11 protein-coding genes are annotated in these 13,849 nt (G+C 73.5%); 3 read left to right on the top strand and 8 right to left on the bottom strand.

Annotated features, from left to right (window positions below):
• The first annotated feature begins 162 nt into the window (after positions 1-162).
• Entirely contained in the window at positions 163-1,443 is a 1,281-nt protein-coding gene (locus G443_RS24660; RefSeq protein ID WP_051314070.1) for a cytochrome P450 family protein, read from the top strand.
• Positions 1,444-1,481: 38 nt separating this feature from the next.
• Here the strand turns inward: G443_RS24660 and G443_RS24655 are convergent, their stop codons facing one another.
• The 4 genes from G443_RS24655 to G443_RS24640 form a co-directional block, all read right to left on the bottom strand.
• Entirely contained in the window at positions 1,482-2,141 is a 660-nt protein-coding gene (locus G443_RS24655) for a TetR/AcrR family transcriptional regulator (RefSeq protein WP_051314071.1), read from the bottom strand.
• A gap of 151 nt (positions 2,142-2,292) precedes the next feature.
• Positions 2,293-3,501: a cytochrome P450 gene (locus G443_RS24650; protein WP_103056465.1), complete on the bottom strand. Its 1,209-nt coding sequence runs from the start codon at positions 3,499-3,501 to the stop codon at positions 2,293-2,295.
• 582 nt (positions 3,502-4,083) lie between these two features.
• On the bottom strand, positions 4,084-5,292 hold the full coding sequence (locus tag G443_RS24645; protein ID WP_103057127.1) for a cytochrome P450: 1,209 nt from the start codon (positions 5,290-5,292) through the stop codon (positions 4,084-4,086).
• Between the two features lie 242 nt (positions 5,293-5,534).
• Positions 5,535-6,896, bottom strand: a complete 1,362-nt coding sequence (locus G443_RS24640) for an amidohydrolase family protein (protein WP_026420144.1) — start codon at positions 6,894-6,896, stop codon at positions 5,535-5,537.
• Positions 6,897-7,127: 231 nt separating this feature from the next.
• Between G443_RS24640 and G443_RS24635 the strand changes: the two genes are divergently transcribed.
• Both G443_RS24635 and G443_RS24630 read left to right on the top strand, forming a co-directional pair.
• Complete coding sequence (locus tag G443_RS24635; protein ID WP_016696948.1) at positions 7,128-8,171, top strand: NAD-dependent epimerase/dehydratase family protein; 1,044 nt, start codon at positions 7,128-7,130, stop codon at positions 8,169-8,171.
• A gap of 182 nt (positions 8,172-8,353) precedes the next feature.
• A complete protein-coding gene (locus tag G443_RS24630; RefSeq protein ID WP_035292770.1) occupies positions 8,354-9,304 on the top strand; it encodes a phosphotransferase family protein in 951 nt (316 codons plus the stop codon).
• A gap of 70 nt (positions 9,305-9,374) precedes the next feature.
• On the opposite strand, the gene G443_RS24625 is transcribed toward G443_RS24630, so the two are convergent.
• From G443_RS24625 to G443_RS24610, 4 genes are all read right to left on the bottom strand, one after another.
• Positions 9,375-9,983 (bottom strand): DUF305 domain-containing protein, encoded by a 609-nt coding sequence (locus G443_RS24625; protein ID WP_026420142.1) that lies wholly within the window; start codon positions 9,981-9,983, stop codon positions 9,375-9,377.
• Between the two features lie 72 nt (positions 9,984-10,055).
• Positions 10,056-10,454 carry a DUF6153 family protein gene (locus G443_RS24620; protein ID WP_026420141.1) on the bottom strand — a complete coding sequence of 133 codons (399 nt, stop codon included), beginning with the start codon at positions 10,452-10,454 and terminating at the stop codon, positions 10,056-10,058.
• Between the two features lie 321 nt (positions 10,455-10,775).
• Complete coding sequence (locus G443_RS24615) at positions 10,776-11,462, bottom strand: DUF305 domain-containing protein (protein ID WP_081715640.1); 687 nt, start codon at positions 11,460-11,462, stop codon at positions 10,776-10,778.
• Between the two features lie 218 nt (positions 11,463-11,680).
• Positions 11,681-13,720, bottom strand: coding sequence for a heavy metal translocating P-type ATPase (locus G443_RS24610; protein WP_016699845.1), 2,040 nt, complete (start codon positions 13,718-13,720; stop codon positions 11,681-11,683).
• Positions 13,721-13,849 lie beyond the last annotated feature (129 nt).

Raw genomic sequence — 13,849 nt, 5'->3', positions numbered from 1 at the left:
AAGCGGAAGCGCGGCGGAGGTGGCAGGACACATCGGACCGCCGCTGGCCGCCAACACCCTGACAGAGCCTTCACAAGGAGTTCTCGGGGCATCACACTCGGTGTCACCTGTTCGGCTGGTGTGGCCGGGCAGGTCATCCCCCGAGAGTCCTCTGGAGACCACATGGGTCAGCACCTCGACGCTGTCACGCTCGATCCGACCGGGCGGGACGTGTACGCGGAGATCGAGAAGCTGCGGGGCCGGGGCCCGGCGGTCCCGGTCGTCCTGCCCGGTGCGGTACGGGCCTGGTCCGTGACCGGTCACGAGCACGTGCGTGCCCTGTTGGCCGACCCCCGTGTCTCCAAGGACCCGCACCAGCACTGGCGGGACTGGCGGGAAGGTCGAGTGCCCCGGGACTGGCCGCTGGCCAACTTCGTGTCGCTGCGGAACATGTTCACCGCCTACGGCCCCGAGCACGGGCGGCTGCGGCGGATCGTCAGCGCGGCCTTCCTGCCCCGTCGGGTCCAGGCGCTGCGCCCTCGGGTGGAGCAGGTCACGGCGGACCTGATCGTGCGCCTGGCCGCCAAACCCGCCTCCGAGGTGGTGGACCTGCGCGCGGAACTGGCCAGCCCGCTGCCGATCTCCGTGATCGCCCAGCTCTTCGGCCTGCGCCGTGCGGGGTGGACCACGTTGCGGGAGTGCGTGGACAACCTCTTCCAGACGACGGTGTCATCCGAGCACGCCGCGCGGGACCGCGCGCGGCTCGACGTGTTGTTGCGGGAGATGGTCGAGGAGAAGCGCCGCGAACCCGCCGACGACCTCACCAGCACCCTGCTGCACGGCGCGCCGGCCGAGGGCGACCAGCCCCTCAGTGACGAGGAGCTGCACGACACCCTGTTGTTGATGCTCGGCGCCGGGTTCGAGACGACGCTCAACCTGGTGCACAACCTGGTGCTGGCGCTGTTGACCCACCCCGAGCAGCGGGAGTTGGTGCGGGTGGGGGTCGCGTCGTGGTCGGATGCGGTGGAGGAGGCGTTGCGGTGGGCACCACCGGTGCCGCACGTGCTGTTGCGGTACGCGGTGACCGACCTGGACGTGGGGGGCACCGTCATCCCGGAGGGGGACGCGATCATGGTGTCCTACGGCGGAGCGGGCCGTGACCCCGACCAGCACGGGGATCGTCCCGACGTGTTCGACGTGCTCCGCCCCAGCCGTCGCGGGCACCTGTCGTTCGGGCACGGTGCCCACTTCTGCGTGGGTGCTCCGCTGGCCAGGATGGAAGCGGAGCTCGCGGTGTCCGCGTTGTTCGACAGGTTTCCCGGCATCGCGCTGGCCCAGCCGGCGGCGGCGCTCCCGCCGCTCGGGACGTTCCTGGTGAGCGGGCACGCGGCGTTGCCGGTGTTCCTGCACCCGGCGGGCGGCTTCGGCCGTCCGCTCCCGCCGCTCGGGCCCGTCCGCCCGTGACCCCGGCGGGCGGAAGCGCGGCTCAGGGGCCGTGACGGTCACCCCGCCTGGCCGGGACGGCCCGTTCCGAGTGCGCTGGCGGGCGGGTCGGCGGCACCCTGCGGTGTCCCCTCCGGGGTGGGTAGCGCGGTGCCTCCGGGACGGAGACCGTCGAGGAGCAGGGCGAGGGAGCGGGCACGGTCCACTCCGGCGCCGTCCTGGTCGTGCGCGGTCGCCAGCGTCATCACCAGGATCGCGGCGAGGTCGCGGAGGACCGCGTCCGGTCGTACCTCCCCGGCGTGCTGCGCCGCCACCAGCACCGCGCGCAGGTCACCCAGGTGGTTCTCGACCAGGTCGAGGTCGATGGCCCCTCGGTCGCGGGCGGCGTGGACCAGCGCGGGGCGGGCGACGAGTCGTTCGACCGCCTCGACGATCGCCGCCCTCAGGGCCGGGCCGGGGTTGGAGGCGGTCGCCGCGACCGCCGCGAGCGGCCAGACCTCGTCGGCGAGGAGGACCCGGAACGCGGCGCGGACCAGTCCCCCGCGCCCGCCGAAGAGCCGGTACACGGTGGCGACGCCGACGCCGGCCCTGGCGGCCACGTCCTCCAGTCGGAGGTCGGTGGGCCCGCCGGCCGGCAGTTCGGAGAAGGCCGCGAGGGCGGCCCTGGAGATCCTCTCCCTGTTGCGCCGAGCGTCGGCGCGTCGGGGTGTCTCGCGCATCAGCGCATTCAACAGGACGGATGTCGCAGGGCGTGCCGCTCGGCGAGCACGGTCACCCGGGCCGGTCGCCGGTTCCGCCCGTCAGGGGCGTGGCGGACCGACGGCGGTCCCGGTCGGCTTGGAGGTCGTCCCGCCCCGGGGGGTCACGGGTTCACCAGGTGACGGGGAACCTGGCGAGCCCGTAGACGGCGTTGAACGACCGGAACTCCGCCCCGCCCGGGACCTCCCGCAGGGTGGGGAACCGCCGCAGCAGCGCGGGGAACGCGACCCGCATCTCCATCCGGGCCAACGGCGCCCCCAGGCAGTGGTGCACACCATGACCGAAAGCCAAGTGCCCCAGCGCACCCCGGGTGAGATCCAGCCGATCCGGATCATCGATCACCTCGGGGTCCCGGTTGGCGGTGGGCAGGCCGCAGAGCACGACATCGCCGGCGCGGAGCGGGGTGCCGGCGAGCTCGGTGTCCTCGGTCACCGCCTTGAGGGTTCCGGTGTGGACGATGCTCAACCACCGCAGCAGCTCCTCGACCGCCGCGTCCACCGCCCCCGGATCGTCCCGCATGATCGCCAACTGCTCGGGATGCCGCAACAACGCCAACGTCCCCAACCCCAGCATGTTCGACGTCGTCTCGTGCCCGGCGATGAGCAACAGATCAGCGATACCGGCCAGCTCCCCGGTACCCACGTCCTCACCGTGCTCACGCACCAACATGCCCAACAGGTCCTCACCCGGCTCACGCCGAGCCCGCAACACCAGTTCCCGCATGTACTCCCGCGACTCCAACTGGACCCGCACCCGCTCCTCCGGCGTGCTCGACACGTCCAGCAACTGACCGCTGCGCTCCTGGAACGCGTCCCGGTCGGCATAGGGCACACCCAGCAACTCGCAGATGACCAACGAGGGAACCGGCAACGCGAAGTCGCTGACCAGGTCCGCCGGCGAACCACCACGCTCCATCGCGTCCAGGTGATCGGCGACGATGTCCCGGACCCGGGGTTCCAGGAGCCGGATGCGGCGGGCGGTGAACGCCCCGGTCAGCATCCGCCGCAACCGCGTGTGGTCGGGCGGGTCCGCGGCCAGCAGGTTGCCCTCCAGGACCCGCTGGATCTCCGCGTCGGTGACGCCTCGCCGGCTCGCCCCGCTGAGCACCTGGCGGGTGTTGCTGAACCGAGCGGGGTCCGACAGGACCTCCCGGACGTCCCGGTGCCGGGTGACCATCCACGCGTCGAACCCGAAAGGGGTGTGGACGAGCTCGATCCCGTCCCGCTCGCGGATCTCCCGCACCTCCGGGGCGGGGGCGAACTCCTGCCTCCGCATGTGCAGCGGTAATTCGGTGATACGTCCGGGCGCTGTCTCACTCACGTGCGGCCTCCGTTCGGGCGTGTCCCCGACCACCACCGTACTGATAGCGGTCTATCACATATTACTCAAGGTATCCGAACGGACACGAAAAATCACCGCGTGCGCACGGAGAAGGCCGGCGAGGAGCGAAGCCCCCCTGCACCGGGCTCCTACCCGCGCACTCCCCTCACCACGTGGTGGGGTGACGATCGCGGGGCTCCGCTCACCCGCGGCGAGGACGCCTCGCCGCCGGCGCGCGACCACTCCGTCCGCCTCCCCCTCACGGATGCCGACCCGGTGGCTCCCGCCCGGGACCTCGCCACCGACACCTCGTACCCGCACGGCGGCAGCCCTCCCCGCGTGGACCACGTGCAAGACGCGAGGCGCGCTCGGGCCGGGTGCGCGAGCGGACGCACCACGACCAGATTCGCCACGGTCCCCCGCGACGCCGAGCGTCGGGGCGCCCCCGCGCGAGCACGTCCCCGCCAGCGGTGGTGCCGGTCGAACGCGCCAACCGGCGGGGACGCTCACCCGGCACGGCGGCCGGTCACGTCGCGCGAGTCCGGGGACGGACGCGGACGGCCACGGACCCGGAAAGGGGACTCACCAGTCGACCGGCAGCGAGGCCAGCCCGTAGACGGCGTTGAACGACCGGAACTCCGCCCCGCCCGGGACCTCCCGCAGGGTGGGGAACCGCCGCAGCAGCGCGGGGAACGCGACCCGCATCTCCATCCGGGCCAACGGCGCCCCCAGGCAGTGGTGCACACCATGACCGAAAGCCAAGTGCCCCAGGCCACCCCGGGTGACGTCCAGCCGGTCCGGGTCGTCGATCACCTCGGGATCGCGGTTGGCCATGGGCAGACCGCAGAAGAGGACGTCACCGGCGCGAAGGCGCGCCCCGCCCAGCTCGGTGTCGGCGATGACCGCCTTGAGGGTTCCGGTGTGGACGATGCTCAACCACCGCAGCAGCTCCTCGACCGCCGCGTCCACCGCCCCCGGATCGTCCCGCATGATCGCCAACTGCTCGGGATGCCGCAACAACGCCAACGTCCCCAACCCCAGCATGTTCGACGTCGTCTCGTGCCCGGCGATGAGCAACAGATCAGCGATACCGGCCAGCTCCCCGGTACCCACGTCCTCACCGTGCTCACGCACCAACATGCCCAACAGGTCCTCACCCGGCTCACGCCGAGCCCGCAACACCAGTTCCCGCATGTACTCCCGCGACTCCAACTGGACCCGCACCCGCTCCTCCGGCGTGCTCGACACGTCCAGCAACTGACCGCTGCGCTCCTGGAACGCGTCCCGGTCGGCATAGGGCACACCCAGCAACTCGCAGATGACCAACGAGGGAACCGGCAACGCGAAGTCGCTGACCAGGTCCGCCGGCGAACCACCACGCTCCATCGCGTCCAGGTGATCGGCGACGATGTCCCGGACCCGGGGTTCCAGGAGCCGGATGCGGCGGGCGGTGAACGCCCCGGTCAGCATCCGCCGCAACCGCGTGTGGTCGGGCGGGTCCGCGGCCAGCAGGTTGCCCTCCAGGACCCGCTGGGTCGCCGTGTCGGAGATACCCGACCTGCCCGCGCTGTTGAGGACGTGCTGGGTGTTGCTGAACCGGGTGGGGTCCGACAGGACCTCGCGGACGTCCCGGTGCCGGGTGACCATCCAGGCGTCGAACCCGAAAGGCGTGTGGACGAGCTCGATCCCGTCCCGCTCGCGGATCTCCCGCATCTCCAGAGCGGGGGCGAACTCGTGCCGTCGGATGTGCAGCGGCAGTTCCGTGATGCGTCCGGGCGCTGTCTCACTCATGGGCGGCCTCCGTTCGGACCTGACCACGACCACCACCATGTTGGTAGCGGCCCGTCATTGATCACACAAGGTATCCGAACGACTACCGTCCATCACCGCGTGGTCGCGGCGAGCGGGGAGCGTCGCCGGGCCGATGCCGGCCGGTTCGGCGTGCCCCGCCGGGCACGCCGTTCCCTCGGGTGCTCCCGCCGGGGCACTCCCCACCCCACCGCGGGTGGGTGACGGTCCCGGGGGTCGCGCGCTCAGCCCGTCGCCGAGGAGGCGTGGCGCCCCCAGCGGGCGACCGCCTCGTCGACCTCCTCGTCACCGATCCCGACGAGGTGGCCATCCCGGACCAGGACCTCGCCGCCGACCACCGTGTGCCGCACGTCGGCGGCCGTCGCCGCGTAGACGACGGTGGAGTACGGGTCGTGCTCTGGCCGGGTGTGCGGCCGGTCGGTGCGCACGACGACCAGGTCGGCCAACTTCCCGGGCTCCAACGAGCCCAACCGGTCCTGCAACCCCAGGGCCCGGGCACCGCCCGCCGTGGCCATCCGCAGTACCGACCGCGCCCCCACCGCCGACGGGTCCCCGGTGTGGACGCTGTGCAGGAGCGCGCCGTACCGCATCACGTCGAACAGGTTCAGGCCCGTCGCGCAGGCGGAACCGTCGGTGCCCAGCCCCACGGGCACGCCTCGGGCGACGAGGTCGGGCACCCTCGCGATCCCGGCGGCGAGCTTCGCGTTGGACACCGGGCAGTGCGCCACCGACGCCCCCGAGTCGGCGACCAGGTCCAGTTCGGTGTCCGTCAGCCAGACGGCGTGGGCCAACACCGTGTCCGGACCGAGCAGGCCCAGATCCGCCAACAGCTCGACGGGCCGCCTCCCCGTCCGGTCGAGGACGGTGTCCACCTCGGTCTGGTTCTCCGCCGCGTGCACGTGGAGCAGTGCCCCGTGTTCCCTCGCCAGCGCCCCGACCGACCGCAGCTGCGCCTCGTCCAGGGTGTAGGTGCTGTGCGCGAAGACGCTCGGCCGGCCGAGCGCGTCCGGTTCCCGGCCGGCGAGCTCGGCGTCGGCGAGGCGGAGCCGTTCACCGAAGTCACTGATCCCGTCGGGCAGGTCCGGCACGTCCATGAAGGTCGGACCGGCGAGCAGGCGGAAACCCGCGCGCCGGGCGACACCGGCGGCGGCCTGGTGGAACCAGTACATGTCCAGGGCGGTGGTGGTGCCGCCCCGCAGCGACTCGGCGAGCGCGAGCAGCACCCCGGCGGCGACGTTGTCGGTCGTGAGCAGGCGCTGCTCCAGCGGGATCACCCTGGCGAGGAAGCCCTGGAGGTCGACGTCGTCGGCGGTGCCCCGCAACAGGGACATCGCCAGGTGGGTGTGGGTGTTCACCAGACCCGGTAAGACCACCGAGCCCGTCGCGTCGAGCACCGGCGCGTCCGGGTACCTGGCCCGCACGGCGGCGGCCTCCCCCACCTCCACCACCCGGCCCTCGCCGAGGGCGACGGCGCCGGCGGGCAGGACCGTGTCCTCGGCGTCCAGGGTGAGCACGACACCGCCGGAGACGACGAGGTCGACCGGGGTTGGCTGGCTGTGGTTGGCGGACGCGGGCGTCGGGTTCATGCGGTCAGCCTAGGTCAGCGGACCGAGGCTCCCGGTCGGTTCGGAGCGGGGGCCACGGGCCTGGTCTCGGCACGGGACCGGAAGTCGCCCGGTGCGGCGGGCCGCACGCGGGGGAACCGACGCCGGGAGAGCCCGGGGAGGGGAGCCGTTCCGGCACCGGTCTCCCCCAGGTGTTCACCCGCCGTGAACAGCCGTGCACACGGAACCGCGCCGGCCCCTAGGCTTCTCGGCATGGCGAAACGAGCCGTCGTCCTCGGCAGTTCCGGCCAGATCGGACGAGCGGTGGTGCTCGGTCTGGTCCGCACCGGGTGGGAGGTGCGGACCGTCGACAGGGGTCGCCGTCCCGTGCCCTCGACCTGGGCCGAGCTGGGGGTGCGCCGAACCCTGCTGGACCGGGACGAGCCCGGCGCACTCCGCGCCGCCCTCGCCGCTCAGGGCGGCGCCGACGTGCTGGTGGACACCATCGCCTACGACGAGGCGCACGGCCGGGAGCTGTGCGCCCTGGCGGACCTGGTCGGTTCGGCCGTGGTGGTGTCGAGCGCGGCCGTCTACGTCGACGAGGCCGGCCGGAGCCTGTCCGGCGGGCTGACCGACTTCCCCCGTTTCCCGGTCCCCCTCCGGGAGGACCACCGGACGGTCGCACCGGGCGACTCCGGCTACGCGGCGCGGAAGGCGGCGCTGGAACGCGTGGTACTGCGCTGCGACGCGCTGCCGGTCACCGTGTTGCGGCCCGGTGCCGTGCACGGTCCCGGCTCGACCGCTCCCCGCGAGCTGTGGCCCCTGCTCCGCGCGGTCGACCGTCGTCCTGTCGTCGCGCTGGCCCACCGGGGAGCAGGCGTGTTCCACACCGCCAGCGCCCGGAACCTCGCCGAACTCGTCCGGCTCGCCGCCGCCCGTCCCGGGAGCAGGGTGCTCAACGCCGGCGATCCGCATCCCCCCTCCGTCCTCGACATCGTGCGGTGGGTGTGCCAGGCGGCCGGCCACGCACCGGAACTCCTCCTGTTGGACGGGCCGCCGTTGGGCGGCGGTGTCGGTGCCACCCCGTGGTCGGTCCCCCACGACGTGGTGTTGGACCTCGGCGCGGCCGAACGCGAGCTGTCCTACCGGCCGGTCACCACCTATGAGGACACGGTGCGCCCGGCGGTGCGCTGGTTGACCGAAGCGCTTGAGGGCAGGGGGTGGCGGGAGGCCTTCCCCGAGATCGTCCGGTTGTACGGGGACGGGTTCGCCGACTACGCCGCAGAGGACGCCGTCCTGGGCGGCGTCGGGACGTAGCCCGGCGGCCCCGGTCCCGCGCGCCGGACCGGGCCGGGACATCGGCGACGGCCACTGCCCCGGGCCGGGTCGGGTCCGGGCCGACGACACGCACCGACGCGGGTCACCTCGGGTGCGCGGACGGGCCACCGGGCGGGGGAAACCGGTGGCGCTGAGGGTGACGCCGTTGGTACAAGGAACGGATGACTCCGCCTGCCACCGACGTCCCCCACCTGTTGGCCCGTCTCGGCCACCCGGGCGCGGAGCGGCTCGCCGGGGGGATGGAGGGGGAGGTCTGGCGCCTCACCGACGACCTGGTGGCGAAGGTGTGGCGAGCCAGGACCCCGGAACAGCTCTCCCCCCTCGTGGCGTTCTCCCGGGAACTCGCCGACCAGGGGCTTCCCTTCGCCACCCCGTACGTCGAGGAGGTCCGGGAGGTCGACGGTGTCGTGCTCAGCCTGGAACGGCACCTGCCCGGGACGTCCCTGGCCGACATCGTCACCCGGGGCGAGGTGACCGGCGAGCGGGCGGTGGAGATCACCGTCGAGGTGGTGTCCGCACTGGCGTCGACGGTGGCCGGCCCGGCCAGCCGGGCGCTACCGGTGTTCGGGGAACCGCGTCCCCTGTGGGCGGGACACCGGTCGTGGGGAGAGGCGCTCGCGGCGCTGGTGCGTCGTCGCGCCCCGGCGGGGCCCGCCGGCGGGCCGCTGGGTTCGACGGTCGACGAGCTCGACCGCAAGATCGACGGGCTCCTCGTCCTGCTGGACAGGGTCCGGGTGGCGCGGCCCGCCGTGGTGCACGGGGACATCTGCCCGGAGAACATCCTCGTGGACCAGGCAGGAGCGGTGACCGCGCTGCTGGACTGGGGTTTCGTCTCCACCGCCGGCGACAACGCCTTCGACGCCGCCACCGCCGCCGGGTTCCACGACATGTACGGGCCGGACGCCGGGGTGAAGCGGGAGCGGCTCGTCGACGCGGTCCACGCGGAGCTGGGCTACCCCGTCGAGCTGCTCCTCACCTACCTGGCCGCCTACGCGGTCACCGGTGCCACCGCCTACTCGTCGTCCGGAGCGGACGGCCACTTCGCCTGGTGCGCCCACATCCTCAACCAGGCGTCCGTCACCGACCTGCTGGTGGCCAACGCCCCGAGATGACCGGGCGGCCGGGGACCGGCGGTGCCCGGAGGACACCGCCCGGGTCCGCCCGTGCCGGTCACCTCGGCGGCTAGCCCTGCGGCAGCAGGGTCTGCATCTCGTCGATCTCGGCCTGTTGGGTGTTCAGGACACGCTCGGCCAGCTCGGCGACCTCCGGGGACTCCCCCTCGTCGAGCACGGCCTGGGCGAGGTCCACCCCGCCCTGGTGGTTGATGAGCATCATCGACAGCCAGAGCTGGTCGAACTCGTCCCCCTCGGCCTCGGCGAGTCGACCGAGTTCGTCCTCGGACAGCAGTCCGTGGGGCGGCACGGCGGACGCGGACGGTGACGTGCTCCCGTCCCCGCCGGCACCGTCCTCGGGGACCTCCTCGTCCCATTCCTCCAGCCAGGAGGTCAGCTGGTCCAGCTCGGGCCGCTGGGTGCCCTCGATCCGGTCGGCGAGTTCCTGGATCTCGGCGTTCTCGGTGTGCTCAGGCGCCAGATCCGCCATCTCCAGTGCCTGCCGTTGGTGGGGGACCATGTCCCGCGCGAACTCGATGTCGGCGGCGTTGGGGGCGGTGTCCCCACCGGTGGTGCCGGAACCGGTGTCCTGGCCGCCGTCGGAACAGCCGGTGAGGGCGAGGCCGACGGCGGCGGCGGCCGAGGTGAGGACGAGGCGGAGCGGGAAACGGGTGGTCACGGGCGTTCTCCTCGGGAGTGGCTGAGACGGGTGGACGCGACGACGCCGCGGCTGGCGGCCACGGCGCGACCGTCACAGCCGCAGCAGCCCCAGCCCGGCGAGCCGTAACGCGACGCGGGGGGCGCGGGTGACCTCGGGGAGTCGCCGGCGGCGTTCCCGGTGCCGGCGGGTGGGGCGGAGTTCGACGAGGGGGCGGGGGCGGCGGGCCAGGGCGGCCAGCGCGAGGGCCAGCACCACCGCGACGCAGACGTGGAACAGGGAGTCCTCGGCCACCACGGGTGTCCCGGCGCACGACGAGCAGGCATCGGACCCGACCGCCCACTGCGGCGGGGCCGGCGAGGACGAGGACACGGCCACCGGGGACGGGGCGGTCGGTGTTGCGCGGCCCACCACGTGGTGGGCGCCGACGAGGCCGACGAGCAGGACGAGCAGGACCAGCCACCGGCCGTGCGCGCTCCTCCACCCGTTCATCCGCCCCAGGCTATCGGTTCACCGTGGGAAAACCCGGGGTCCGCGGCGTGTCCGTCGGGGGAGTACCCGGACAGGCAGTGCGGGCGGAGTGCCGTGGAGTCGGCGGAAGGCGGGGCTCGCCCGGGTGGTGGGAGCCGGTGCCCCGCGCCGTCGCCGCGCCGGGTGGTGCCCGCGCCCGGGTGTGCCCGCGAAGGCGAGCGCCCCCGGGTCACGCGGCCAGCCGGTGGCCGGCGGCGAACCCGAGGAGCGAACCCCCGGAACGCCGCAGGCCCGCCGTCCAGAGTGGACGACGGGCCGGCGGTGTGCGTGTTCGGGAGCGGCTCACAGCGGGAGCGCGCGGAGCTCCTCGATCTCTCCCGGGTTCCGGTCGAGCACCCGCTGCGCGAGTTCCCGCAGCTCCCGGGCGGGAGCCTCGTCGAGCATGATCCGGGCCTTCTCCAACGCGATCTCGTGGCTGGCCACGAGCGAGTCCCGCCAGAACCGGTCGAACTCCGGGCCCTGGAGCTGTTCCAGCCGCTGGACCCTCGGCCACGGGCTCTCCTCGGGCCCCTCACCCTCCCCCTCGGCGTCGGACGGGTCGGCCTCGGGCTCGGTCTCCACCACCTGCTCCGCCGGGGACAGTTCCTCGTCACCGGGCAACGCGGGCGGGTCGTCCAGCGGTTCGAGGGGTGGCCACTGGCCCGTCATGTAGGAGAAGCCGACGAAGCGGTCCTTCAGCCGGGTGTGCTCGATGGCCGTGCGGTCCGCGTACTCCCGCAGCGCCGGCGAGGTGAGGCGCGCGTTCTCCTCGCCTCGGGCATCGAACAGGGCGACGGTGCGCTCGTAGTGGGCGACCATGTCGTGGGCGAGCGCGATGTCCTCCTCCGTGTAGGACGGTTCGGAGGTGAACTCCAACTGGGGGCCGGCTGGCTCGGGATCGCTGTTGATCTCGTGGGAGGTGCAGCCGGCCAGCGCCGCGGCGGTCACCGCCGCGAGCAGCGCGGCCTTGGTCCACGGCCTCACAGTCATGGTCAGGGTTCCTCGTCGTGTCAGCAGGGACGGGGCGCGCGGTGACCGGCCTGCGCCGCAGGACGGTGCCCGACCGGTGGGAGGGGGAGGACCGTCGGCGGCCGGGCGGTGGGGAACGCGCACGATGGTGGTTCCATCCGCCCGGGATCCTACTGAAGGGGGCCACCGCGCCCGGCTGGCCGTGGGCCAACACCGTCGACGCTCCCAACCCCACCCGCTCACCCGGACGGGCGTAGTCGGACGCGGCGCAGGAGCTGTGCGTTCAGGGCCACGACGATGGTGGACAGGCTCATCACGACCGCCCCGACGGCCGGGGGCAGCACGAAACCGACGGGGGCGAGCACGCCGGCGGCGAGGGGAACCGAGACCAGGTTGTAACCAGTCGCCCACGCGAGGTTCTGCCACATCTTGCGGTAGGTGGCGGCCGAGAGCCGCCGGACGGCCAGCACACCGCGCGGGTCGTCGGAGGCCAGGACCACGCCGGCCGACTCGATCGCCACATCCGTGCCGGCACCGATCGCGATCCCGACGTCCGCCCTGGCCAGGGCGGGGGCGTCGTTCACCCCGTCGCCCACCATCACGACCCGGTGCCCTTCGTCCCGGAGCCGGGTGATGGCGGCGTCCTTGTCCTCGGGCAGCACCTCCGCGATGACCTCGTCGACACCCACCTCGCGCCCCACGGCCTCCGCGACGTGCCGCGCGTCCCCGGTGATCATGAGCACGGCGAGCCCTTCGGCGCGGAGCCCGCGCACGGCCTCGGTGGACTCCGGGCGCACGGTGTCGGCGAGCCCGACCGCCCCGACCACCTCACCGTCCCGCACGACGTGGAGCACGGCCGCGCCCCGCTCGGCCCACCTCCCGGTGGCGGGTTCGAGCCGCTCGGGCACGCGGAGTCCCAGCTGGCGGAGGAGGGCCGGGCCGCCGACGGCGATGTCGACGCCTCCGACGCGTGCCGTCACGCCCCGACCCGTCAGGGAGCGGAAGTCCGCGGCCGGTTCGAGCTCGCCGCGCTCCCGCGCGGCGGCGACCAGCGCGCGGGCCAGCGGGTGTTCCGACTCGGCTTCGGCCGACGCCGCGAGCAGCAGGACGCGTTCGGCGTCACCGTCGACGGCCTCCACCCCCACCAGGGAGGGCTGTCCGGTCGTGAGGGTCCCGGTCTTGTCGAGGACGACCGTGTCGACGGTCCGCATCCGTTCGAGGGCGAGCCGACTGGTGACCAGGATCCCGGCCCTGGCGGCCAGGGAGGTGGAGATCGCGACGACGAGGGGGATCGCGAGCCCCAACGCGTGGGGGCAGGCGATGACGAGCACCGTCACGGTGCGCTCCACACCCGAGGTCGTCTCGCCGAGGAGGGACCACACGGCGAAGGTCAGCAGGCCGACCACCAGCGCGAAGTAGAACAGGGCGGCCGCGGCGCGGTCCGCCAGGGCCTGCGCCCGGGAACTCGAGCTCTGCGCCTCGGCGACGAGCCGGCGGATGCCGGCCAGTGTCGTCTGGTCGCCGACGGCGGTGAGGTGGACGCGCAACGCGGAGTCGGTGGCGACGGTGCCCGCGACGACCGGGTCTCCCTCCTCCCGGGTGACCGGCTGCGACTCGCCGGTCACCATCGACTCGTCCACCTCGGCGCTCCCCGCGACGACGGTGCCGTCGGCCGGGACCCGCCCGCCGGACCTGACGAGGACGACGTCCCCCACCCGCAGCTCGGGGAGCGGGACTGGGCGGGGCTCCCCGTCGTCGCCGAGCAACTCCGCCTCGTCGGGCAGCAGCTCGGCCAGTGCCTCCAGCGCCCCGCTGGCCTGCCCCAGGGCCCGCATCTCCAGCCAGTGCCCGAGGAGCATGATCACGATCAGCAGCGCCAGCTCCCACCAGAAGTCCAGGTCCCACCCGCCGAACCCGAGGGTGGTGAGTGCGCTGGCGACGAACGCGACGGAGATGGCCAGGGCGACCAGCGTCATCATCCCGGGTCTCCGGGCCCGCAGCTCGGTGGCGGCACCGGCGAGGAACGGCCAACCGCCGTACCCGAAGAGCACCGTTCCCAGGACGGGGGCCACCCACGCGACCGGGTCGGCGACGGGGTAGCCGAACCAGTCGGAGATCATCCGGCTGGTCAGCACCACCGGGACGGCGAGGACGAGGCTGACCCAGAAACGTCGGCGGAAGACCGAGGCGTGATCCGCGTGGCCGTGATCCGCCTGTTCCGCGTGGTCCTCGTGGCCGCCGCCGGGCGCGCCCTCGTCGCCGCTCGCGCGGCGCGTCACCCCGACTCCCGTCCCGCGCGGACCGGGGGCCGCGTGCTGTCCGGCATGCGGATCGCCGTCCTTCTCACTCCGGGCTCGTTCCGGGCGGGGTGTCCCGCTCCGGGTTCCCCCAGTGTCGGGCCGTCCCCT

Source organism: Actinoalloteichus caeruleus DSM 43889 (genome assembly GCF_000429185.2).
Taxonomy (GTDB): domain Bacteria; phylum Actinomycetota; class Actinomycetes; order Mycobacteriales; family Pseudonocardiaceae; genus Actinoalloteichus_B; species Actinoalloteichus_B caeruleus.
This window is presented reverse-complemented; position numbering and strand designations above follow the sequence as displayed.